We start from the raw sequence: 22,603 nt of genomic DNA, 5'->3' as shown, positions 1-22,603 counted from the left end.
CCGCATCCTCAGGTAGTTAAGGCATAAAAAAAAGCCCCCGCATTGCAAGAATGGGGGGCATGGACCGGAGGCGTTGCAGGCTGCAAGCCTCCGGTCCTTAGTCCAAGGCTGCCACTATGAAGACACGTAAGTGTGTGCCGCCCGATGAGCCTTTAGCCTAGCTATTACAGTTCATGCTCAGTACGAGCGATCAGCTCATCCTGAATGTTTGCGGGCAGGTCAGTCCAGTAGGCGCTGTAGCCGGCAACACGAACCATGAGGTCTTTGTACTTTTCAGGCTCTTTCTTTGCTGCAATCAGATCGTCGCGGTTAAGCACGTTGAACTGAATGTGCTTGCCTTTGTAGTCGCTGAAGTAGGTCTTGATAAGGGAGGCCAGGTTTGCAGTCCCTTTCTCGCCCCTGATGTTGCTGGGAGAGAAGCGCATGTTGAAGAGCACGCCGTACAGGTCATGCTGGTCAATGCTGCCTGCGGATTTGATAACCGCAGAGGGGCCGTTCACGTCGGTACCCTGTACAGGGGAAACAGCGCCGTCGGAGAAGGACGTTCCGGCTTTACGGCCGCAGGGCAGCGCGCCGGTCTTGGCGCCCGTTCCACCGTGGAAGCCGATGGAGTGCGGGGATACTTCATACCTGCCGCCGTCCGTTGCAGGCTGTGCGTGCCAGATTTCCTTGATCCAGTTGTACACGTCGGTCAGCAGCTGATCCACTTCGGGGATGTCGTTACCGAACTTGGGCATAGCCATGCACTTGGCACGCAGTTCTTCGTGGCCTTCCCAGTTGGCGCGCATTGCATCCAGCATTTCCTGCGGGGTGCATATCGGGTTTTCGCCAAACACGCCGTGCTTAAGCACGTACAGTTCGTTGGCTACGTCCTGCACGGCTACGGGCACGATGTACATGCAGCTGTCAGCATGTTCTGCACCGCCGAGGCTGCAGACCTTGCCACGGCCGATGCAGTCATCGGTGAAGGCAGACATCATGATATCGGGGAAGGTGTCGCCGTGCTGGAGCTTTGCTGCACGTCCGCTCTTGGTGCTGACATTTGCCCAGTATTCAATCATGGCCTTGTAAGCTGCAACAAACTCTTCATAGGAGGTCATCTGGGTAAAGTCGCCGGTTTTCGGCCCCAGCTGCGAGTTGGAGATGAAATCCCAACCGTTGTACATGGTAAGCTCAAGGATTCGGCCATAGCTGGTAACCAGAGGCCAGATGGAGCTGGTTTTGCCGGGAACCGTGTGCAGGGTACAACCGCCCAGAGCGTAGTTGCGTGCTTCCTCCATCGTGTAACCACGGGCAAGCAGGTACTGGATGCTGGGTTCGTCGTTGAAGAAGGCAGGGAAGCCCATGCCCAGCTTAACGGTTTCCAGTGCACGCTTCATGAACTTGGGATCGATCTGGGTGTGCCAACGCACGGATATCGTCGGGTGAGTCGTTCTTACACGCTCTGCGGCTTCCAGGAATGCGAAGGACAGTTCGTTGGTGGCGTCTCTGCCGGTCTTGGGGTCTACGCCGCAGATAACGCAGTTATGGAAGTGGGATTCGCTGCTCAGGTTCGGAGTCATAACGTCGGGCCAGAACTGGCGCTTACCCATAATCTTGACTCGGAAGCATTCGAACAGCTGGACAACATATTCGTCGTCGATTTTGCCGCTGGCAATGTCAGACTTGTACTGGGGGTACATGATCTGATCGATACGGCCATAGCCCATGCCGAAGGTACGGGTATCGTAAAAGACCATGAGCAGACCGAATACGAGAGACTGGAGGGCTTCCTGGAAGGTTTCTGCCGGATGTTCCGGAACGCGGTTGCATACGCGGGCCATCTCTTCCAGTTCTGCCTTGCGAACCGGATCGGTTTCCTTGGCTGCCAGTTCGGTGGCAAGGTCACGATATCTGTGAGCGTAATCGATACCACCCAGCAGCATTTCCTTGAGTCCAAGCCAGAACTCATGGCGACGATAGTCTTCGTAGGTAATCATTACGAATTTTTCGAGCTGCTCGTCGATATCTGCGATCAAGCCGCGGACGCCTCTTTTCACCAGACGGTCAAGGTCGGGGCAGTTCCATGCTTTTTCAGCAAACATTTCAGAAACAGTGTTCACGATCCAGGAACCGGCTTCACCGATCTTGTGTTCCAAAGCGGCTTCTTCGTCACCAAGGAAGGCAAGCCACTTTTCCTTTCCGCCTGTTTCTCTGAAATATTCACCGATGGATCTGCCGATTTCCATCTGCTCTTCATCTTCCCACCTGAAGAAGCCCTTTCTGCCTTCCACACCATAGTTGTCGATGTAGTCTACAATCCAGGTTGCAGCCAGATCGGGGAAGAATTCGGGGCCCATCGGCTTGGCGCTGAAGTCACCGCAAAGCAGCTGATGGTCATCAATACGGATGGGCATTTCCTGAAGGATTTTGCGAATGGCCTTGCCGCGTCTGCGGAAGAAATGCAAGCTTTCCGTTTCCTTGTAGCTTTCCATAAGAAGCTGCGCGCGCGACATAGACATAGACTGGGAGTAACGCAGAGGGTTCAAAACATCCCACATCACGTTACCACGAGAGCGATCCTCATACTTGTTGTATTGGACTTTTTCAACGTTCTTCATGTCTTTAACTCCTTCTACCTTTGTTGTTACAGCTGGCTGCAAACATGCATGTTTCCATTATAAAAAGGCTACTGTACTGCACTGGATATACAGAACCGCAAAACCAACTTTCATTTCACAACACCACCGGCGGTTACTTTCTGCCGATCAGGCGGCGTTGGCAGGAACCAATTCAGGCTGTCGGCCTAGAACGACATGACAAGCTCTTCCAATTCATCAAGATACTTGTCTGACTGCCGCGCATGCCTTTGCGGCTCACTGAACCCCAGGCGCAAATACTTGTCTTCTCCAAGATTATTGTATGCAAGAAGCTCAAGGTGCTCAGATGGAGACAATCCAAGTTCGTTTTTAATAAAACTTGCAGTTGCCTCTATGTTCTCTTTGTCGTCGTTAAAACCGGGAATAAGAGGAGTTCTGAAGAGCATCTGCTTTTTAGCTTCAACAAGCTTTCTGGCATTCTCGAGAATGAGCCTGTTGGATACTCCGGTTCCCTCTTTGTGCTTTTCGTCATCCATGCACTTGAGGTCGTAGTAGACGTAGTCTGCGTCCTCGGTAATTTGCTGCACCCGTTCCCATGGGTAGGCACCGGTTATCTCTACGCAGGTATTGATCCCTTCTTCCTGGGCTTTCTTCAAAAGAGCTGCGGTAAATTCCGGCTGAACCGCACAGTCTCCGCCAGAGATTGTCAGACCACCACCAGAGTTCAGATACAGATTGTAGTCGCTGGAAACCTGCTTCATAACCTCTTCAACGGTCATGGGTTTGCCTTCAACTTTACGCGTCATGGACAGACAGACAGCCGGTGAAGTGCATGCGCCGCAAGCGGTACAACGTTCCCAGTCAATCACTAATTTGCCGTCAACGATGCTGTTGGCTTTGTTAGGACAGGCATCGATGCATCTGCCGCACGAAGTGCACTCATCTGCCCGAAACATAAGAACAGGGTGCAGGCTCTGGGACTCCGGGTTCTGACACCACTTACAACGTAGCGGACATCCTTTCAGGAACACCGTCGTCCGTATTCCGGGGCCGTCATGAGTAGAATAGCGTTGGATGTTGAATACTTGTCCAATCAGATTGTTTTCTTGAGCCACTTGTAACCACCTTGTAGCTTTGTACCGCCGACCGGCTGCGCAGGATTTACCGAAGCCGGACGTACAGATACGGAAGTTCTCTAATTGGCTGCGGCTTCAGCCTCGGGCGTATCATCCATAGAGGAAACCTTGCCCTCTGCTGTCATGGGCAGGCTGGCTGCAAGCAAAGCTGACACTACGAAGGACGCAAGGGCGAACATAATCGAATATGTGTAGCTTCCGGTGCTGTCCTTGAGGTAGCCGCCGATCAGCGGGCCGATGAAGGGGCCTACGCCCATAACGATCAGCGTTGCCAGACCCCATATCTTGCCGAGGGTGGCCCGACCGTAAATGGCGCCTGCGTAGCCAACAACGCCACCGGGAACAACAGCCCAGTAGATTGCGAAGATGACGCACGAGATAGCACCGAGGAAGAACGTTGTTTGCGTTTGCAGCAGAAGCATGGCGCAGGCGACAATGCCGGTGATAGGGCCAAAAATGAGCATTTTCTTACGGCCCTGCGCCTCACAGGAAGACCTGGCTACCGCCTTGTCTGCAACGATACCCATGAGAGGCATGGAGAAGATGCCTACGATGCCGATGATAATGTAAAGGTTGGTGGCTTCGCCCAGCTGCAGGCCAAGATCAGCTGTCCAGTAGCTGATAACCTGAGTCCATACGAGGAACTCTGCCAGCATACTGGTCAGGAACATGAAGATCGCACCCCAGATGGGATAAGTGGAGAAAGCTTCCCTGATAGCCCAGACCTTTTCAGGCTTACCGCTTTTCTGCGGCATTTCGCCAAAGGCCTGCATGTTGTAATCTTCGGGATTTCCCTTTGCCAGCAAACCTGCGACCACCAGGCAGGCCAGAGTCAGAACACCCAACACCTGCATTGCGGCACGCCAGGCGTCACCTTCAGCTCCGGCAAGAGCCTGCTTTACAAAAAGACTCATAATAACCTGAGACATGGGCGCACCCATAAAGGCTATGCCGAACATTTTTGCGTAGTTCTTGCCCACATACCACTTGCGGATAGAGATGGTAGATGAAACCCACAGCATGCCTGTGGCGACCCCGGCAAGGATGCCATAGGAGGCGTAGTAGGCATAAAGGCTCTGGGTCAGGCTGGTAACATAGAAGCCGGAAGCGCCGAGGATGGCTCCGATAAAGTAGACAGGCTTGGTTCCCCACTTATCGAGGATCATGCCACAGAAGAAGGCGGCAATGGCATAAAACATCATCATGAAGGAATAGCCCAGAGTAACCTCGGCCTGAGACCATCCCATATCAGCGCTCATAGGAACTTTGAGAATTGAGAAGGTAGCCCGATAGCCAAACAGACAGAACATGGCCAGCCAAGAGGCTGCAACCACTGACCAACCATAAAAATTTTTGCTTTTGCCCACGTCTTTCTCCTTGTAAATGCATGGCACGACGCCATTCCGCGTTTGTGTGATTCTTGCATTTACATATTGTATGCCAATCACATGAAATCTTACAAAAAGAGGAGTAAAAACGTATTGTTATGCTAATTAACTTTCAAAAGACACTTTGTGTGCTGTAAGATAAAGTGTAACAACGCGTGACAGGTAGACGAAGAAAAGAGCTGCCAAAGCAAGTGTGCAGAATGGTTTGAGGAGCGATTCAAAAAGGCTGTTTGCTGCTTGAATCAACGGTTTCTATCAATTGGCAGGGTGGTCCAAGCCTGGCGGGCGTAAGGCTCTGAAGCACCCTGTCACGCTTGTGACAGCTGTCACAAAAGGGAGCAGTTTTTAAACTCAGCTGGCGAGTCACACCTTTCAGACAGGAGGAATACCGCGATGCTTGAAGATATTTATGGTCACGATCTCAAGCAACTAGTGAATTTTCAGCGCAAAATTATAGACCTATGCGCGGACGCTCTGATGGTAGTCAACAAGGAGGGGCGGCTTATCTACATTAATGAAAGCTTTAAAGAGCTTCATGGCTTAGGCGAAGAAGTGCTGGGAGAGCCGGTAAGCAACATAATTGATAATACCCGGTTAAATATCGTCGCCCAGACAGGTATCGCAGAGCATGATTGTCTTCAGGAAATTGAGAACCACTCGTTTATAGTCTCGCGCATACCGTTTTACGAGGATGGAAACTGCATCGGTGCAGTCGGGATGATCCGTTTCCGGCATGTGGATGAAATTCAAAAGCTCACAGAGAATATTAAAGAGCTTAAAAACGAAATTGAAAGGTTACGCAAAAGCAAAAAAGCAAGCGATGAAGCCGAATACACTTTCAGCCACATTCCGGGAATTGCCCCCGCAGCCAGAGAGGCAAAAAACAAAGCCATGCTGGCCGCCCCGCGGAACGTGACGGTTTTGTTACGCGGAGAATCCGGTGTGGGTAAGGAAGTATATTCCCAGAGCATTCACAATTTCAGCCAACGTTGTGATGGTCCGTTTATACATCTCAACTGCAGTGCCATTGCCGAGCACCTGATCGAATCTGAACTGTTCGGCTACGAAGAAGGCGCCTTTACCGGAGCCCGCAAGGGCGGACGCAGAGGCATGTTTGAACAGGCCGACAAAGGCACAATTTTTCTGGATGAAATTGGTGATATGCCGCTTGCAGCGCAGGTTAAGCTGCTGCGTGTAATTCAAGAGGGCAAAGTCAGCCGCATAGGAAGTGAAAAGATCACAAAGGTTGATGTCCGGATTATTGCTGCAACAAACCGGAATCTTGAAGAAATGGTGAAAGAAAAGACCTTCAGGGAAGACCTGTTCTATCGCCTGAACGTTATCCCCATTAAACTGCCTGCCCTGCGCCACGCGGTTGAGGAAATTCCGATATTAGCCAAGCGCATCTGGAAGCGGATGTCCCGGAAAAACGGCATGTTCCATAAGTACCTTAACAGCAGCGCCCTGATCGCCCTGCAAGAATACCCGTGGCCGGGAAATGTCCGGGAATTACAGAACTTTTTGGAACGCTGCATGATAATGTCGCGCGAAAACGATATCACTGCTGAAATCGTTAACACTGTTCTTCAAAACGGTGTGGCATGTGATTTGATGCAACCGGAAGATACTCTTGAACTGTTACCTCTTGCAGAACTGGTTGAGAAGACCGAGCTTCAGGCCATATCCCGTGCTTTGAGCGCCGCCAACGGTAACCGTTCCGCCGCAGCGCGCAGACTCGGGATAACCCGCCCTCTGCTCTATAAAAAGATGATTAAATACGGGCTTAAATAACCCCTTGAAATAGGGATAGCCGGTTTGCCAGTCTGACAGGCATACCGGCGCGGGCGTTTCGCCCGCCTGCTGTCACAGAATGCGAACTGCGGCCTCTGTTTTACCGCGAGCTGCGGGTTTACAAGACCGTGCGCGTTTGACCGGGCGCGTTTGGGCTCAGGAGCCGGCTGTACGGACCATATGGCAGCTTAAGGGATCATATCAAAAAGCTCCCCGCGATACGGGCGGGCTTCGGTTGGCAAGATGTCTCGGTGTGTCGTGGTATTCTGATCCAGCTTGGTAAAAAATTCTTTTTGAAATCCGCACGGGGCGCCGGACATTTTCGGAATGATGCTATTGAGCAGGTCGTCGGGTTGTTGCAGGTGGTGGCTGCGCCGGGTGATCAGCCCTACCGGAGCAGCCCTCAATGAGACCGGTCTGATCCTGCTGCAGCGTTGCGGACACGAAGTTAAGCCACCGGCGTGACGAGCAGACAGGAGAAGCGGAGGAGCGGGGGGCGCAGGATATACGATGCGGAGTTCAAACGGAATGTCGTCCGGACGGTCAGGGAATCGGGACAGGCGGCGGACGGGGGGGTACCGCGCTTCGGATCGGGGGGATATCATCAATTGCAGGCGGCGTGAGATACGCGGCACTCCACCAACCTTGAGGTGGAAAATCCGGACGGCTTGGTGCAACACAGGCTACACACCGGAGAAAAGGCAGGTGTGCGCGGGGCCGTCCGGTGCAGCCATGGCGCCCTGATGGCGGGGCAGGCCGTTGGTGATGCCTGCCGCAACACGGGCAGGAGCGCGGCCGTGCGCAGATACAGGGCCGCAAGATTGCAGCAGCAGGCACGCAGGATGCTTTCCGGCAGCAGCAAGTTGACATGATGCAACAGCGATTTGCTGGTCATACGATATGGGTCTTCACAGCCGGACACGCTCTGTCGGACCTTTCCCGTTTTCAGACTCCCGGCATCCTTCCCCCTCTCTAAGGCGGAAGTTTTTTTGTTCTTCTGTTGATTTTGAGTTTCATATTCATTATTGATACCCTCAAATACGCGTGTAAGCGGTCATGGTGCCTTGCGGCAGCCGTGGCGGTGCTTCTTTGCACGGCAACACTCAGGGGGGAATCGAGTTTTGTCCGTCACCGGAAATTCAGTACTTTTTGCCAGAGAATATGAGCTGATAGCCGAAGCGGAAGCTGTATTGGCCCGTATGGCACCGGAGGCTCCGGCGCATGATGCGCTGGCAGGTCTGCTCGCGGGGTTCTGCAAAACGCTGCGGCAATGCGGCCGGCTTATGTCCATGGGGGACAGAATGCAGGCGCAGCTGAGTGAACTGAACCGCGATATCGCGGCCAAAGAAGCGCGCTACCGCTCCATTTTTCAGTGCGCGGCCGAAGGGGTTTTCCGTACCGGTGCAGACGGCAGCTTTGCGGAAGTCAATCCTGCCATGGCAAACATTTTCGGCTGGTCTTCGGTGGATGCGTTCATGCAGCACAACACCAGCCTTGCTTCTTTGTTTTCATCGCCGCAGGCGCACTGCGAATATCTGGACAGGCTGTGCAGCGCCGGAGCTGTTTCACGTTACGAAGCTGTTCTGCGACGCAGAGACGGCACGCCCGTATGGGTCGAGATCAGCACGCAGGCGCTGGAAACAGGTCCGGAGACGGCCTGCGGCGCCACGCATGTGGGCGTGGTGCTTGATGTGACCGCCCACAGGCGCATGCTTGAAGAGCTGTCACACATGGCCCGTACCGATCCGCTGACCGGTCTTAACAACCGCCGTTTTTTTATGGAGGCAGCCCGTGCCGAAGTGGAGCGCATGCAAAGCAGCGGCAGGCCGCTCTCTTTGCTGATGCTCGACATAGACCACTTTAAACGGGTCAACGACACGTGGGGGCACGATGCCGGTGACATGGTGCTCAAACAGCTTTCCTGCTGCCTTGCAGAGACCATGCGCGGACAGGATGTCTGCGCGCGGCTGGGCGGAGAAGAGTTTGCCGTGCTGCTGCCGGAAACAGGCCACGCCGAGGCCTGCCGTGCCGCGGAAACACTGCGTCAGGCTGTGGCCGGCATGGCGTTTGCCGGGCATGGTTTTTCCGTCACGTCGTCGCTGGGCCTTACCACACTGGATTCCGCGGGGCATGCCGTTTCGGGGCAGCGTCCTGTGCCGGGGGGCGGTGCGGTCTCTGCCTGCTGCGGGCAGGTGGTGGAAATCCTGCTGAAGCGGGCCGACATTGCCCTGTATGCGGCAAAAAAGAACGGCCGCAACCGTACGGAAGTATATCCTGCCCGTTGCACTGCCATATGCGCCGGGGCGTTATGCATCTGAAGACAGTATCTGGACAGATATGCTGACCGGCATGCTGGCCGGCATGCTTACCGGCACGCCTGCAGGCGCGGCACACAAAGCCGCAAGGCTTGCGGCATGGCCGCAACATACAGTGAAATATAATGAGCAAGACAACACGTTTTCTTGATGCGCTGGCAGAGGTGAGTGTCCAGACCAAGATGAAGATAATTCTGTTTCTGGGGCTGGTCATGTTTCCGCTGGTGGTGCTTGTTCTCAATGACAGTCTGGAGCGTCGCGGCCTGAATAACTTCATCGCGGTGTGGACGGCCGGCAGCCTGCTGCTGTTTCTGCCTCTGACAAGGGGGGCTCTGCATCTTCTTGTGCTGCGCAGCGTGCACTACCTGAACGGGCTGTGCGAACAGATGAAGGCGGGTAACCTGCGGCCTTTTGCCACGCTTCCGCCGGAACCCAAGGAAGGGGATGAGCTGCAGCGGCTGCGGCATAACATGTTCTGGATGGGGCATGTCATCCACAGCAGGCAGCATGAGCTGGCGGTAACCATGGAGCATCTTAAGGAGACACAGAACCAGCTGGTCAGCTCCATCGAATATGCAAGCCTTATCCAGCGTTCGTTTCTGCCCGCACGGTCCGAGCTTGCGCATCTGTTCGGCGACCATTTTCTGCTCTGGAGTCAGCGCGACACCGTGGGTGGTGATTCCTACTGGTACAAGCAGACTCCGCAGGGTTTTTTTGCCGCGGTTATAGACTGCACAGGGCACGGTGTTCCCGGCGCCTTCATGACGCTTATCGTGCATTCGCTTTTTGAGCGCCTTGATATAAGCGCCGTGGACGGAAATCCTGCCGCACTTGTAGGTGCCATGAACAACTCCATTAAGAACGCGCTGGAGCAGCATGACCGCAAGGCTGCGTCTGATGAAGGCATGGACTGCAGTGTCTGCTTTGTGCCCGCAAAAAGGGGTGTGGTGCGTTTTGCCGGTGCCGGCAGTTCGCTGTTTGTCACCCGTGCGGACGGTACAGTGCAGGAGGTGAAGGGAGACCGCAGCGGTGCCGGATATGTGCGCACGGCAAGAGACGCCGTGTTTACCAACCATGACATCCCGCTGGAGACCGGTATGCGCTGGTATATGGCCAGCGACGGATTTGCCGACCAGATAGGCGGTGAAAAGAACCTGCCTTTCGGCAAAAAGCGGTTCATGGCTCTGTTGTCGCGCACGGCGGTGCTGGACTGCGCCGCCCAGCAGCGGGCGCTGGAAGAGGCTTTTGCCGGATACAGGGGGCACCAGCCCCGGCGTGATGACGTGACTGTGCTGGGCTTTACCGTGCAGTCTGCGTAACTCCGTAACAATCAGGAGGCCCAGCAAACCATGGAAACAAGAATGTTCCGGTGTCACAGTGAAATGAGAGAGAAGGGCATCATGTTGTACTTCAGCGGTCCGGTATGCCAGAGCGTGGTCGAAGGGCTGGGTGAGATGATGCGCCGTAAAATGGCCTGCGAGGAGCGTGGCCTGGCACTGGCGCAGCGGGTGTTTGCCGTGCTGGTGGAACAGATGCAGAACATTATCAATTATTCGGATACGGTGCCGCCGGAAGTCCGTTGCCGCTCAGCAGAAGGCATGATGGGCGAGGGGCAGGTGGTGGTGGGACGCAACGAAAGCGGTTTCTTCATCACCTGCGGCAATCCCGTGCTGAAAGACAGCGAAGAGCGCATCCGGCAGAAAATCGATACCATCAACCGCATGAATAAAGATGAACTGAAACGCTATTACAAGGAGCAGCGGCGCAGAGAGCCGGACGACCTGTCACGCGGGGCGGGACTCGGTTTCATCGAAATGGCCCGGAAATCCGGCCACCCGCTGGCTTACAGTTTTGAGCCCATCAGCGACACCATGTCGTATTTTGCTGTCAATGTCCGCATTGCCGGAGAAGCGAATCAATGAACATTCTGACCATAGCACCCACAAAATCGTCACCGGATATTCTTTTCGACCCGCACGGCGCCGTCCTGCGGATTTCCGGCGAATCTTATCCGGAAAACTGCGGGCTTTTTTATCAGCCTGTATTCGCCTGGCTGCACAATTTTCTGCAGGCGCCGGCTACGCGGCAGGTCACGCTTGATATGGAGCTGGTCTATTTCAACAGTTCCAGTTCCAAGACGTTCATGGACCTGTTTGATCTGCTGGACGAGGCGGCCGGAGCAGGAAAGCAGATTACCGTCAACTGGCGCTATCATAAAGAAAATGAAACAGCGCTGGAATGCGGTGAAGAATTTCGGGAAGATGTGCGGCACATGCGCTTTAATCTGGTGGAACTGGACTGATGCATTGCCCCTGCACACAGCGTGCGGACTGCATACTGTGATACGGGCGGGGAGCAATATGATCCGGCGCATGCTGACGCCTGCCATGCCCGCATGGCAGGCGTCAGCGCGTGTTTTTTGCCCCGGCGGGCAGGATCACTGATTGCCGTGCGTCAGGCCACTTCCAGCCGGTAGATGATTTTGTCATCACCGGCGCGGTAAAAAGCCTTGAGCACGGCTTCGGCCGAAAAGCCCGCGCGTTCGTAAAAACGGCGGGTGGGAGCGTACTTCCGTATGCCCGAGGTTTCGGCAAACAGCAGTCTTCCGCCGGTCAGGCGGACATCATGCACCACTTCGGCCAGCAGGGCTCTGCCCAGCCCGCTGTGCTGCCGGTGCGGGGCCACGGCAATCCAGTAGAGATCGTAAGTTCCTTCTGTGGCCGGTGTGGGACCGTAGCAGGCGTAGCCCGCCATATCGTCGTCTTCCGTCGCAAAAACAAAATGGTAGCCGCATGCCGCGCCGTGCATCAGGTGTTCATCCACCAGTTCCTGCGCCACGTCGGCTTCCTCCGGCGTAAAAAATCCTGTGGATTCCACAACCCGCCGTACAAGCAGGGCATCCTGCGGCAGCACCTGCCGCCGGAAGGCGACAGCCCCTGCCGCGGGTGTTCCGGCGGGGGTGTCCGGCTTTAGGGTCTGCGGCATGGGGGGCGGTCCTCCTTCATGGCTGCCTGTACAATGCCTTCCACCAGTCCGGCATAGTCCATGCCGTCTTTTTCTGCGGCGGCAGCCAGACCGGCATCGGGGGCAATGCAGGGGTTGGAGTTCACATCAATGACACAGGGAATGTAGGGCGCCTGTGGGGAACCGTCTCCTTTGACGCGGAAGTCGATGCGCGCGTATCCGGCAAGGCCGAATGCACGCCAGCACCGGACAGTGACTGTGCGCAGCAGCTCAAGCAGGGCCGAGTCTTCCGCGCAGAAGTCAAACCGCCTGACCGTGTTGCTGCATTCAAACGAATCCTGATGCCATTTGGCGGCGTACCCCACTATGCGGGGACGTTCCGGCGCGTAGCCGCGGAATTCGATTTCCGCGCAGGGCAGCACATGCACCCCGCCGTTGCCGTCGGCAATGGCGGCGATGTTGAATTCTCTGCCCTCGACGTATTGTTCGGCAAACCATGTCCCGCCGTGCCGTGTCCGGCAGCGCATAAGCGCCGCCATGACATCGCCGGTCTGCACCGCGTCCACGATGCAGCTGTCGTCCAGCCCCAGCGAAGCATGTTCATGCACCGACTTGCACAGGTACCTGCCGGGTATGAACGCGTCCGCAGTGCGGGGCAGGTCACCCATGCCTCCGCAGACGCCGTCGGCCGTCACCCATGCCGGTGTGCATATGTCCGCACCGGTCAGTATCTGTTTGCACAGCAGCTTACTGCCCGAAAGCGTCATGGAGGCAGCGTCCGCGCCGGTGAAAGGTATGCCCGCATGGGCGAAAAGCGCCGGAGCAAGCGGCGCCATGGCGATATCGCCGTCAAGTTCTTCCACCAGATTGAACACCACGTCCGGATTCAGCGCCGCGATGCGCAGCGAGGCGGCATGCAGGTCCAGTGTCATGCTGAGCAGTTCCGCCGCGTGTCCGCGGCGTATCAGGGCGTCATGCACCGCACGCGCCTGAAGCAGGGTGTCTTCCTGATCGGGTCTGCCGTCGGGCTGCACAGCGTTGTATACAACGGCTACACGCATATTATTCCGCCACCGTCCCCGTATGTCCGGTGTATGCCGCCGCCGTTACGGCAGGCACAAAACGCTGGCCTGTGTCCGTTTTCAGACGTTCCACCGCCGACTCCATTATCTGTCCGATAAGCTGCTCGTAGCGCAGTCCGGCCTTGTAGCACATGATGGGCAGGTCAGAATTCACAGGATTCAGGCCCGCCAGAGGATTCACTTCAATGAAATTGGGCACGCCGCGGGCGTCAAAGCGCAGGTCAACGCGTCCGCCGTCGCGGCAGCCCAGCGCACGCCACGCTGCCAGTGCCACATGGCGGGCCTTCTGCGCATCGGCATCATCGGCCAGATGATACTGCACGCGCTCCAGATACTCGGCTTTGTTCACATATCCGTACACATCCGATTCGGCTGCCGGAGCAAATACCACCTCCAGAGCGCCCAGTGTTCTGGCTCCTGCTCCGGTACCGGTGATACCCACGGTCAGTTCACGGCCGCACAGAAACGTTTCCACCAGCACGGGCTGTCTGTGGCGGTCGATGAGCCGGGCGCAGGCGGCGGCCAGTTCCTGCGGGTTCTGCACCTTTGATGCAGCCCCCACCCCTATGCCGGTGCCTTCGGCCACGGGCTTGACAAACAGCGGATAGGGCAGACTCACTGCCGCGGCTTCGGCGGGATCGCTGATCACCACAAAATCTGCGGTGGGAATGCCGTTGTCGCGCACGATATGCTTGGTCATGCCTTTATGCAGGCAGATACCCAGCGTCATGGGGTCGGAAAACACATAGGGCACGCTGTAGTAGTCAAGCAGGGCAGGCACCTGACTTTCGCGCCCGAACCCGTGACAACCTTCGGCAATGTTGAAGACGATATCCCAGCGGCGTCCCTGCAGCAGGGCAGCGGCCAGCGCGGGAAGCGCCCCGATGCGCTGCGTCTCGTATCCCAGAGCCTGCAGTGCGGTTTCTATGCCCTCAATGGTGGCGGGGCTGTCGAACTCAGCTGCTTCTTCTTCCGAATAGCCCCGTGCGAGATACTCTTCTTTCAGGTCGTATGTAATGCCTACAAGCACGGCATGTCTCCGTCTGCGCAGCCTGCGGGGCCGGCGTTGTGCACGTTGTGTGCGGCAAGGGGCACCGCGGGGTCATACGAGCGGTACAGGCCGCCTTCATAGTTGCGCATGACAAGCTCTTCGCCGTCGTATCCCTGAACATAATCGGGCATCAGCGGAATTTTGCCGCCCCCGCCGGGAGCGTCCACCACATAGGTGGGCACGGCATAGCCGGTGGTAAAGCCGCGCATGCCGCGGATTATCTCCACGCCTTTGTATATGGGCGTGCGGAAATGCGCCGAACCCTGTACCGGATCGCAATGATACAGGTAGTACGGGCGCACGCGGTTTTTGAGCAGACCCTGCATAAGAGCTGTCATGGTGGGCACGTTATCGTTTATGCCCTTGAGCAGCACTGTCTGGCTGCCCAGCGGAATACCGCCATCGGCCAGCCGGTTGAGCGCCTGAGACGCTTCCGGCGTCAGTTCGTCGGGGTGCGTGCAGTGGATGCTCATGAACAGCGGGTGATACCGGCGCAGCATGCGGACAAGCGCAGGCGTGATGCGCTGCGGCATGACGATGGGCGCCTTGGTTCCTATGCGGATGAATTCCACATGCGGAATACGGCGCAACTGTGACAGCAGGTGGTTGAGTGCACTGTCCGTCATGGTCAGCGGGTCGCCGCCGGAGATGAGCACATCGCGCACTTCGGGGTGATTTTCTATGTATTCGATGGCTGCGGGCCAGCGTCTGCGCGAGGCGCTGCCGGCGCAGGGCTTGCCCACGCGGCGCGAGCGGGTGCAGTAACGGCAGTAGGCCGAGCAGGAATCCGTGGCAAGAAAGAGCACACGGTCAGGATATCTGTGCACAAGACCGGGCACCGGGCTGTGGCTGTCTTCACCCAGCGGGTCTGCGGACTCGCCGGGGTTCAGCGACCATTCCTCCACTGTGGGCACCATGGTGCGCCGCAGGGGATGTGCGGGATTGTGCGGGTCAAACTGGGCCGCATAATAAGGGGTGACTGCCAGCGGCAGCGCGGCAAGCCCCGTGCCGGCACCGGCTTCTTCTTCGGAAAGCCCAAGCATGGTGCCCAGCACGCCGAGCGAGGTGATGCGGTTGGCGTACTGCCAGTGCCAGTCAGACCATGTCTTCTGGCTGACTTCGGGGTAAAAACGCCTGCGGAAGGCATCGGAACGGGCGCTCAGCACAAAGCCGGACGCGGTGTTCTGGGTACGGGAAAAAGACGCGGCATCATGGGCCGAGGGAGCCTGTGCCGTGCCGCGGGAAAGTGCCGTCGTTAGAGAAGGAGGCTCTGCGGGTGCCTGTTCAAGTTCTGCAGTGCTGAGTGTCACCGTTTTCTCCATGATTCTGCTTGTAGTGGTTACCGCGCGCTGGCGTGTGCACAGCGTGCGCAATGAGCCGCGGATAGCAACTGCCATGCCATTATGGCATGTATTGCTTATCATGCTGATATCATGGAGTAAGGTTGCCTGTGGCTGTAGCAGGGGCGGAACATGTTGTTCCGGTTGCGCAGGCGCGCAATGCGAAAAACAGGCGGGCAGTTGCGTTCCGGCCTTGTGACAGGCCGGAATCACAGAACGGAACGTCCGGTTCCGTTTTTTATTTTTGGGTACCTGAAGTTCCGCTTTTGGACTGCTTGTACACGGATTTGTCGATGCCGTAGCGGGTGAGCAGTTTTCTCAGCTGGCGGGTGGTTATGCCCGCGCGTTCCGCTGTCAGGTTTATTCTGCCCCTGCATTCGGCTATCAGCTCTTCAATGTAGCGGCGCTGGGCCTGTTCTTTGGCCTGATTGCGCACAGCGGCAAGGGGCAGTGAAAGGTCCAGCGAGACGTTGGCCAGCGGGGCGCCGCCTGCAAACAGGTCCTGCGGAAAGTTATCGGGCGAGAGCATGTGGGAGGTTTCCAGAATATAGGCCCGTTCCATCAGGTTTTCCAGTTCGCGTATGTTACCGGGCCATGCGTAGTTCTGAAAAGCTGCCAGCACTTCGGGGTGGATGCCCTGAATTTTTTTCATCTGCCGCTGCCGCAGCCGTTGCAGAAAAGTCTCGGCCAGCAGGGGGATATCTTCGCGCCGCTCGCGCAGGGCGGGCACTCTGATGGGAAAAACGTTGAGCCGGAACAGCAGGTCGGCACGGAACTGTCCTTTTTTTACCAGTTCTTCCAGATCAACGTTGCTGGCGGCCACAATGCGGGCTTCCATGGGAATGTCGTTCACGCCGCCCACCCGCTGGAACACTTTGTCCTGCAGCACCTGCAGCAGCCGCACCTGTGTCGGCAGTGATATGGTGCCTATTTCGTCCAGAAATATGGTTCCCTTGGCGGCCACCTCAAAGCGCCCGGGCTTGCGCTTGCTGGCTCCGGTAAAGGCGCCTTTTTCATGGCCGAACAGTTCGCTTTCCACCAGCGTTTCGGGAATGGCACCGCAGTGCACGCCCATGAAGGGACCTTTGGACCGGTTGCTGCGGGCGTGGATGAGCTTTGCCAGCACCCCCTTGCCCGTGCCGGTTTCGCCCTGCAGCAGTATGGTTGTGTCTGTCGCGGCCACCCGCCGCACTTTGTCGAACACAGTCTGCATGACCGTACTGTGCACCTGTTCCAGCGGAATACGCGTTTTGCCGTCGGCCGACGAGCGCAGATACTCAAGCTCTGTCTGCATCATGCGGGATTCGCGCAGGCTCTCAAGCACATAGGCGGCTTCTTCTGCCGAAACGGGGTACGTCAGATAGTTGTCCGCACCGGCCCGGACCGATTTGACGGCTTCGCGTATGTTTTCCTGTCCGGCCAGCACGATGACTTCCAGATTGGGCGCTATGGCCCACAGTGCGCGCAGCGCGGTGCGTATGGTGTCCAGAGTGCGCTCCGGCGAACGGTCCAGCCATGAAACATCGGCGAAAAGAACATCGGGAATGCGTCTGCCCAGTGCGGCATGAAGTTCCTGAGGACTGTGCACCACAGTCAGTTCCGCCTGAGAGGAAAAACTGCGTGTGATGGCCTTGGCTGCAGGCTGATTGTCTGTGGCCACAAGATAGTGCTGCATAAAAAGCGGCGCCGGGGGCGGGGGTTGCAGGTGAAGCGGGCATGCCCGGAAAATTTTTCAACCAATGCGCTTTTTACAGGTGTTTTGCAAGGGGGGTGCCGCTGCGGCCGCAGTAAAAAAAAGCAACCCTCCCGTAAGGGGAAGGGGTTCAGTATTACGGCCTGTCCGGTTTATGTCAGGGGTGTTTGCGTGACGGTGCAGGCGGCATGCCGGCCGCTGTTTTTTCTGCCTTGAACACACCAGCAAAAGGAAGACAGGAATGAATGCAGTGACACACTCGTATCATGACGACACCGGACGGCGGCAGGCTGCCGGGCTGCCTCTTTCAGCACGGCTGCGACGGTTGAAAGCCGCTTATCTTGAAGCGAAGCCGAGCATCACCATAGGCCGCGCCATGGCCTACACCGAAATTGAAAAGGCGTATCCCGACCTGCCGCCGGTGCTGCGCCGCGCCATGGGATTCCGGCGTGCCTGCGAAACCGCCCCCGTGCTTATTCAGGACGACGAACTGATTGTGGGGCACCCCTGCGGAGCGCCGCGCGCGGGTGCTTTTTCACCGGATACGGCGTGGAAGTGGCTGCGGGACGAACTGGATACCATAGGCACACGCCCGCAGGACCCGTACATGATAAGCGAAGCCGACAAGAAAATCATGCGTGAGGAGCTGTTTCCTTTCTGGGAGGGGCGCTCGCTTGATGAAGTCTGCGAGGACGCCTTCCGCCGGGAAGGTCTGTGGGAGTTTTGCGCCGAGGCCGGAATCAGCGACCTCAGCTACCATCATACCAGCGGCGGCGGTGATACCAGCCCCGGATACGATATTATCCTTTTTACCAAAGGTATTAACGGACTGAAGGCCGAGGCCGAGGCGCATCTTGAAAGACTGGATGCGGAAAATGCCGGAGACAGCAGCGGGGCTGATTTCTACCGGGCGGCGGTTATCATCTGTGAAGGCGTTTTGCTGTATGCGGGCCGGGTGGCGGCGCATGCGCGTCAGCTGGCCGCTGCGGAACAAAATCCCGCCCGCAGGGAGGAACTGCTTGCCATTGCCGAGGTTAACACCAGAGTGCCGGCCAACCCGCCCGCAACCTTTCATGAAGCCCTGCAGGCAGTCTGGACAATCCAGTCGCTGTTTCTGCTGGAAGAAAACCAGTGCAGCACTTCACTGGGACGGTTCGACCAGTATGTATACCCCTGCTACGAGGCCGGCATCCGTAACGGGACACTGACCAGAGAGCAGGCTTTTGAACTGACAGGGTGTTTCATCATAAAATGCTCTGAGATGATCTGGTATACTCCCGGAGCCACCGCCAGATATTTTGCAGGATACATGCCTTTTATCAACATGTGTGTGGGCGGGCAGAAGCGTGAAGGCGGTGATGCCACCAACGATCTGACACTGCTGCTCATGGATGCGGTGCGCAGCGTCGGGGTGTACCAGCCCTCGCTTGCCTGCCGCATTCACAACCAGTCACCGCAGGAATACCTTGAAAAAATAGCGGATGTCGTGCGGGCGGGTACGGGTATGCCCGCATGCCATTTTGACGATGCCCATATCAGGATGATGCTCCGCAAGGGGTTCGACTTTGACGATGCGCGCGATTATTGCCTGATGGGCTGTGTGGAACCCCAGAAGTCGGGGCGCATACATCAGTGGACAGCGGGCGGTTTTACCCAGTGGCCGGTGGCAGTCGAACTGGTGTTCAACAGAGGCGTGCTGCGTTCGTACGGCAGACGCGTTGCGCCGGATACCGGCGACCCTGCAGGGTTTACAAGCTATACCCAGTTTGAGGCTGCCGTGAAAACACAGCTTGACTACATAATGGAAATGACGGCGCGCGGAACGGTTATCAACCAGAAACTGGTGCGTGACCTGATGCCCACGCCGTACATGTCGCTGTTTGTGGACGGATGCATGCAGACGGGCAAAGATGTCACCGCCGGCGGCGCGGTGCTGTACGAAGGACCGGGAACCATATTTGCCGGTCTGGGAACCTACGCGGACAGCATGGCCGCAGTGCGCAGGCTTGTCTTTGACGAGGCCAGATACACCATGGCTGAAATGAAGCAGGCTCTGGATGCTGACTGGGCCGGCTTTGAACAGATGCGCCGGGACTGCCGTAACGCGCCCAAATACGGCAACGATGATGAGTACGCCGACGGCATAGCCCGCGACATCATTGATTACACGGAAAAGACGATCAACGGGTTCAAGACACTGTACGCCCGTCTGATTCACGGCACCTTGTCGCAGTCGTTCAATACGCCGCTGGGCGAAATGGTGGGAGCAACCCCTGACGGACGCGCAGCCGGTGCACCGCTTTCCGACGGCATGAGTCCTTCGCAGGGGGCGGACCGCAAGGGGCCCACGGCCATCATAAAGTCCGTGGGCAGGCTGAATGTGGAGTCCATGAGTCTGGGCATGGCACATAATTTTAAACTGGTGCACGGATGTCTGGAAACACAGGAAGGACGCGCGGGACTTGTTTCTCTGCTGAAAACGGCCTCAGTGCTGGGCAACGGACAGATGCAGTTCAACTATGTTGATGACAACATGCTGCGCGATGCTCAGCGTCATCCGGAACAATACCGTGATCTTATGGTGCGTGTTGCCGGCTACAGCGCTTTTTTTGTGGAGCTGTGCAAAGAGGTGCAGGACGAGATAATCAGCCGGACGGCGCTTCACTGACGTGGCAGGCCGCATTGACCGGAAATCATTGATTTGTATGTATGTGAGGGCCGCCGCGCGACGGGCGGCCCTTTCCTTGTTTTTGTGCAGGCGCAGAGTATACCTTGTATACAGGTAGGGTATCGCGCCGCGGCATGCTATGGTGGCTCAGTATGTTTGCCCCGCTTTGTGTGACGGGGGTGCGGAGTCTGCATGATGAACAGTGTTTCGGAAGGGATGAAAGAGTATACAGGCTGCCCTGTGGCTGATGAACTGCTGCTGGCAGGTCTGGATGACCCGCTGCTGATAGTTGCCGCGGACAGCGGGCATATGCTGTGGACAAATCAGCAGGGGGCCGTGTGGTGCGGGCTTTATGCGGCAGAGACTGCTGCGGTGCAGGGAATACCGCCTGCGCTGGCGGCCGGATGGCAGCATCTTACGGGGCTTACGGTGTGCGGCAGGCTTTGTTGTGCCGACGCGCTGACAGTACAGTGGCGCGGACGGCGGGCAGTGCTGCTGCGGGGGCGCACGGACACCGGAAAAAAGGAGCCGTCTGCGGAAAATGCGCAGGCCGGTGTGGGGGCACCCTGTGCGCCGCGGCGTGAAGACGAAAGGTACCGCATTGTGTACGACACCATGGCGCAGGGAGTTGTCTTTCAGGACAGAACGGGAAGCATTGTATGCGCCAACGCTGCTGCCGAACGTCTGCTGGGGCTCGGAAGCGATGCCATGCGCGGCATGGACAGCCATTCCGGAAGCTGGCAGGCGGTGGATGTTGACGGAAGTCCGTTGCCGGGCAGCGCTCATCCTTCCATGGTTGCGCTGCGTACGGGACGTCCGGTGTCCGGCCGGGTAATGGGCATCCGCCACCAGACAACCGGAGCCCAGCGGTGGCTGGTGGTCAGTGCCACACCGCTTTTCACCGGCGGCGGCAGCGTTCCGGCGGAAGTCTTTTCCACGTTTGAGGATATTACCGAACTGGCAGCGGCCCGCCGGGAGCTTGCCCTGTACAGTGAACGCCTTCAGCAGGTAATCGACAGGTCGCCTCTGGGGGTGTTCCTGTGGCAGTATCAGGACGGCCGTTTTACTTTTCTGCATGGTAATCCCGCATCGGAAGCCATGCTGGGCATAACGGTGGCGGAGTATGCCGGGCAGGAACTGCTGGAAATGCTGCCTGAACTCGACCCCGCCGTGGTGCCTGCGGAATACGCGAATGTCATGCGTACCGGTATTCCGTGGCATTCCGAACAGCTGGATTACGCCGACGATGTCATTTCCGGAGCTTTTGAGGTGCATGCTTTCCGTGCCGGAAGCGAAGTGCTGTGCGTGATGTTTCAGGATATTACGCAGCGCAAGCGCACAGAGGCGGAACTGGCCACGGTGACGTCTCTGCTGCAGGAACTCATTGATGTTATGCCGTCGGTGCTTGTGGCTGTGGACACCGCAGGCAGGGTGACCCGATGGAATCATGCCGCGGAATCGCTGACGGGCATCAGCGCTGCGCAGGCGGCGGGCAGGGAACTGGACGGGTTGTTTGCCTGGCCTGCCTTTGTGCGCAATCTGCTGGGCAGCGTGCAGGACGGGCCGGAGTGTGCGCATCTGGAAGATGCAGCCTGGGAGCATGACGGCGTTGTCCGCCACTGGGACGTGACCATGTATCCGTTGAAGGAAGGCGGAGGCGGCGGATATGCGCTGCGTCTGGACGATGTGACATCGCGGGTACGGCTGCGGGAAATGATGATCCAGTCTGAAAAGATGCTGTCCGTTGCCGGTCTGGCGGCGGGTATGGCGCATGAAATCAACAATCCGCTGGGAGCCATTGCGCAGGCGGCACAGAACTGCCTGCGGCGTATGGGTACCGGTCTGCCGGCCAATCTGCATACCGCCGGTGAACTGGGGCTGGATTTGTACGCCATGCAGACATATCTGGACCGGCGGGGCATATACGCCTTTATGGAAGATATCCGGCACAGTTGTTCGCGGGCGGCGCGGATAGTCAGCAATATGCTGGCTTTTTCCCGCACGGAAAAATCTCCGCGCAGCTGCGCCGATATCCACGATGTAATCCGGCAGGCCGTGGTGCTGGCAGAAACGGATTACGACATGAAGCGTAAATATGACATAAAACGGGTGCGCGTGCGGTATGATTTTGCGGAGAATGTGCCGCAGGTGTGGTGCAGCGTGCAGGACCTGCAGCAGGTTTTTCTGAACCTTGTGCGCAACAGCAGTCAGGCCCTGAGTGAACAGGCCGGACATGCGGCACCCGAACTGCTGCTGCGTACCAGCCTGCAGCCTGAAGGGCGGGTGGAGATACGCGTGTGCGATAACGGTCCGGGAATGAGCGAAGAGGCGGCGCGGCGTTGCTTTGAGCCTTTTTACACCACAAAACCGGTGGGCGAAGGCACGGGGCTGGGGCTGTATGTAAGCTATCTCATCATCAAACAGCATCAGGGCACGATACATCTGAACAGCGGCCCGCAGCGCGGCGCGGAATTCGTCATCAGCCTGCCCGCATTGTGCTGAACGGCGCATCGGCTCTTGCCTGTGCGGCAGGGGCAGTGTCGTAGCTGCCCTGCGGCCGGTTGCAAAATTATGCGAAAGTTTGCCGGAGGGCAAA

15 protein-coding genes are annotated in these 22,603 nt (G+C 57.2%); 7 read left to right on the top strand and 8 right to left on the bottom strand.

What is annotated here, in order from left to right; all coding sequences use genetic code 11:
• Nucleotides 1-164: 164 nt before the first annotated feature.
• The 3 genes from ACZ5D1_RS13355 to ACZ5D1_RS13345 all read right to left on the bottom strand — a co-directional run bounded on the left by ACZ5D1_RS13355 (nt 165) and on the right by ACZ5D1_RS13345 (nt 5,082).
• Nucleotides 165-2,600, bottom strand: a complete 2,436-nt coding sequence (locus ACZ5D1_RS13355; RefSeq protein ID WP_464555130.1) for a pyruvate formate lyase family protein — start codon at nt 2,598-2,600, stop codon at nt 165-167.
• Nucleotides 2,601-2,785: 185 nt separating this feature from the next.
• Complete coding sequence (locus ACZ5D1_RS13350; protein ID WP_034619324.1) at nt 2,786-3,694, bottom strand: glycyl-radical enzyme activating protein; 909 nt, start codon at nt 3,692-3,694, stop codon at nt 2,786-2,788.
• Nucleotides 3,695-3,774: 80 nt separating this feature from the next.
• Entirely contained in the window at nt 3,775-5,082 is a 1,308-nt protein-coding gene (locus ACZ5D1_RS13345) for an MFS transporter (protein ID WP_011368815.1), read from the bottom strand.
• Nucleotides 5,083-5,496: 414 nt separating this feature from the next.
• Between ACZ5D1_RS13345 and ACZ5D1_RS13340 the strand changes: the two genes are divergently transcribed.
• From ACZ5D1_RS13340 to ACZ5D1_RS13320, 5 genes are all read left to right on the top strand, one after another.
• Nucleotides 5,497-6,894, top strand: coding sequence for a sigma-54 interaction domain-containing protein (locus ACZ5D1_RS13340; protein ID WP_464555127.1), 1,398 nt, complete (start codon nt 5,497-5,499; stop codon nt 6,892-6,894).
• A 1,121-nt stretch (nt 6,895-8,015) separates the two neighbouring features.
• Nucleotides 8,016-9,212, top strand: coding sequence for a sensor domain-containing diguanylate cyclase (locus tag ACZ5D1_RS13335; RefSeq protein ID WP_464555126.1), 1,197 nt, complete (start codon nt 8,016-8,018; stop codon nt 9,210-9,212).
• 122 nt (nt 9,213-9,334) lie between these two features.
• The gene (locus ACZ5D1_RS13330) at nt 9,335-10,528 is read left to right on the top strand and encodes a PP2C family protein-serine/threonine phosphatase (protein ID WP_464555124.1); all 1,194 of its coding nucleotides are present in this window, start codon (nt 9,335-9,337) and stop codon (nt 10,526-10,528) included.
• Nucleotides 10,529-10,558: 30 nt separating this feature from the next.
• Nucleotides 10,559-11,131 carry a SiaB family protein kinase gene (locus ACZ5D1_RS13325; protein ID WP_011368811.1) on the top strand — a complete coding sequence of 191 codons (573 nt, stop codon included), beginning with the start codon at nt 10,559-10,561 and terminating at the stop codon, nt 11,129-11,131.
• Nucleotides 11,128-11,511, top strand: a complete 384-nt coding sequence (locus ACZ5D1_RS13320) for a DUF1987 domain-containing protein (protein ID WP_464555122.1) — start codon at nt 11,128-11,130, stop codon at nt 11,509-11,511. Before ACZ5D1_RS13325 ends, ACZ5D1_RS13320 begins: the two co-directional genes overlap by 4 nt.
• 152 nt (nt 11,512-11,663) lie before the next feature.
• Here the strand turns inward: ACZ5D1_RS13320 and ACZ5D1_RS13315 are convergent, their stop codons facing one another.
• From ACZ5D1_RS13315 to ACZ5D1_RS13295, 5 genes are all read right to left on the bottom strand, one after another.
• Nucleotides 11,664-12,194: a GNAT family N-acetyltransferase gene (locus ACZ5D1_RS13315; RefSeq protein ID WP_011368809.1), complete on the bottom strand. Its 531-nt coding sequence runs from the start codon at nt 12,192-12,194 to the stop codon at nt 11,664-11,666.
• The gene (locus ACZ5D1_RS13310) at nt 12,179-13,234 is read right to left on the bottom strand and encodes a D-alanine--D-alanine ligase family protein (RefSeq protein ID WP_464555121.1); all 1,056 of its coding nucleotides are present in this window, start codon (nt 13,232-13,234) and stop codon (nt 12,179-12,181) included. Before ACZ5D1_RS13310 ends, ACZ5D1_RS13315 begins: the two co-directional genes overlap by 16 nt.
• 1 nt (nt 13,235) lies before the next feature.
• Entirely contained in the window at nt 13,236-14,285 is a 1,050-nt protein-coding gene (locus ACZ5D1_RS13305) for a D-alanine--D-alanine ligase family protein (protein ID WP_011368807.1), read from the bottom strand.
• Complete coding sequence (locus ACZ5D1_RS13300; RefSeq protein ID WP_011368806.1) at nt 14,276-15,616, bottom strand: KamA family radical SAM protein; 1,341 nt, start codon at nt 15,614-15,616, stop codon at nt 14,276-14,278. The genes ACZ5D1_RS13305 and ACZ5D1_RS13300 overlap by 10 nt, the downstream gene beginning before the upstream one ends.
• Before the next feature lie 268 nt (nt 15,617-15,884).
• Entirely contained in the window at nt 15,885-17,321 is a 1,437-nt protein-coding gene (locus ACZ5D1_RS13295) for a sigma-54 dependent transcriptional regulator (protein WP_455696044.1), read from the bottom strand.
• A gap of 259 nt (nt 17,322-17,580) precedes the next feature.
• Here ACZ5D1_RS13295 and cutC point away from each other — a divergent pair, with 259 nt between their 5' ends.
• On the top strand, nt 17,581-20,007 hold the full coding sequence (cutC, locus tag ACZ5D1_RS13290) for a choline trimethylamine-lyase (RefSeq protein ID WP_464555119.1): 2,427 nt from the start codon (nt 17,581-17,583) through the stop codon (nt 20,005-20,007).
• A 192-nt stretch (nt 20,008-20,199) separates the two neighbouring features.
• The gene (locus tag ACZ5D1_RS13285; protein ID WP_464555117.1) at nt 20,200-22,509 is read left to right on the top strand and encodes a PAS domain-containing sensor histidine kinase; all 2,310 of its coding nucleotides are present in this window, start codon (nt 20,200-20,202) and stop codon (nt 22,507-22,509) included.
• The last annotated feature ends 94 nt before the right edge of the window (nt 22,510-22,603 follow it).

Source organism: Oleidesulfovibrio vietnamensis, from assembly GCF_055388115.1.
Note: the sequence above shows the minus strand (reverse complement) of the source record. Positions and strands in the feature narration are given on the sequence as shown.

Bases quoted from the DNA above. Each gene is read 5' to 3' on its own strand.
- ACZ5D1_RS13330 (WP_464555124.1), top strand. From the start codon at position 9,335: ATGAGCAAGACAACACGTTTTCTTGATGCGCTGGCAGAGGTGAGTGTC.
- ACZ5D1_RS13320 (WP_464555122.1), top strand. From the start codon at position 11,128: ATGAACATTCTGACCATAGCACCCACAAAATCGTCACCGGATATTCTT.
- ACZ5D1_RS13325 (WP_011368811.1), top strand. From the start codon at position 10,559: ATGGAAACAAGAATGTTCCGGTGTCACAGTGAAATGAGAGAGAAGGGC.
- cutC (WP_464555119.1), top strand. From the start codon at position 17,581: ATGAATGCAGTGACACACTCGTATCATGACGACACCGGACGGCGGCAG.
- ACZ5D1_RS13295 (WP_455696044.1), bottom strand. From the start codon at position 17,321: ATGCAGCACTATCTTGTGGCCACAGACAATCAGCCTGCAGCCAAGGCC.
- ACZ5D1_RS13285 (WP_464555117.1), top strand. From the start codon at position 20,200: ATGATGAACAGTGTTTCGGAAGGGATGAAAGAGTATACAGGCTGCCCT.
- ACZ5D1_RS13315 (WP_011368809.1), bottom strand. From the start codon at position 12,194: ATGCCGCAGACCCTAAAGCCGGACACCCCCGCCGGAACACCCGCGGCA.
- ACZ5D1_RS13340 (WP_464555127.1), top strand. From the start codon at position 5,497: ATGCTTGAAGATATTTATGGTCACGATCTCAAGCAACTAGTGAATTTT.
- ACZ5D1_RS13310 (WP_464555121.1), bottom strand. From the start codon at position 13,234: ATGCGTGTAGCCGTTGTATACAACGCTGTGCAGCCCGACGGCAGACCC.
- ACZ5D1_RS13355 (WP_464555130.1), bottom strand. From the start codon at position 2,600: ATGAAGAACGTTGAAAAAGTCCAATACAACAAGTATGAGGATCGCTCT.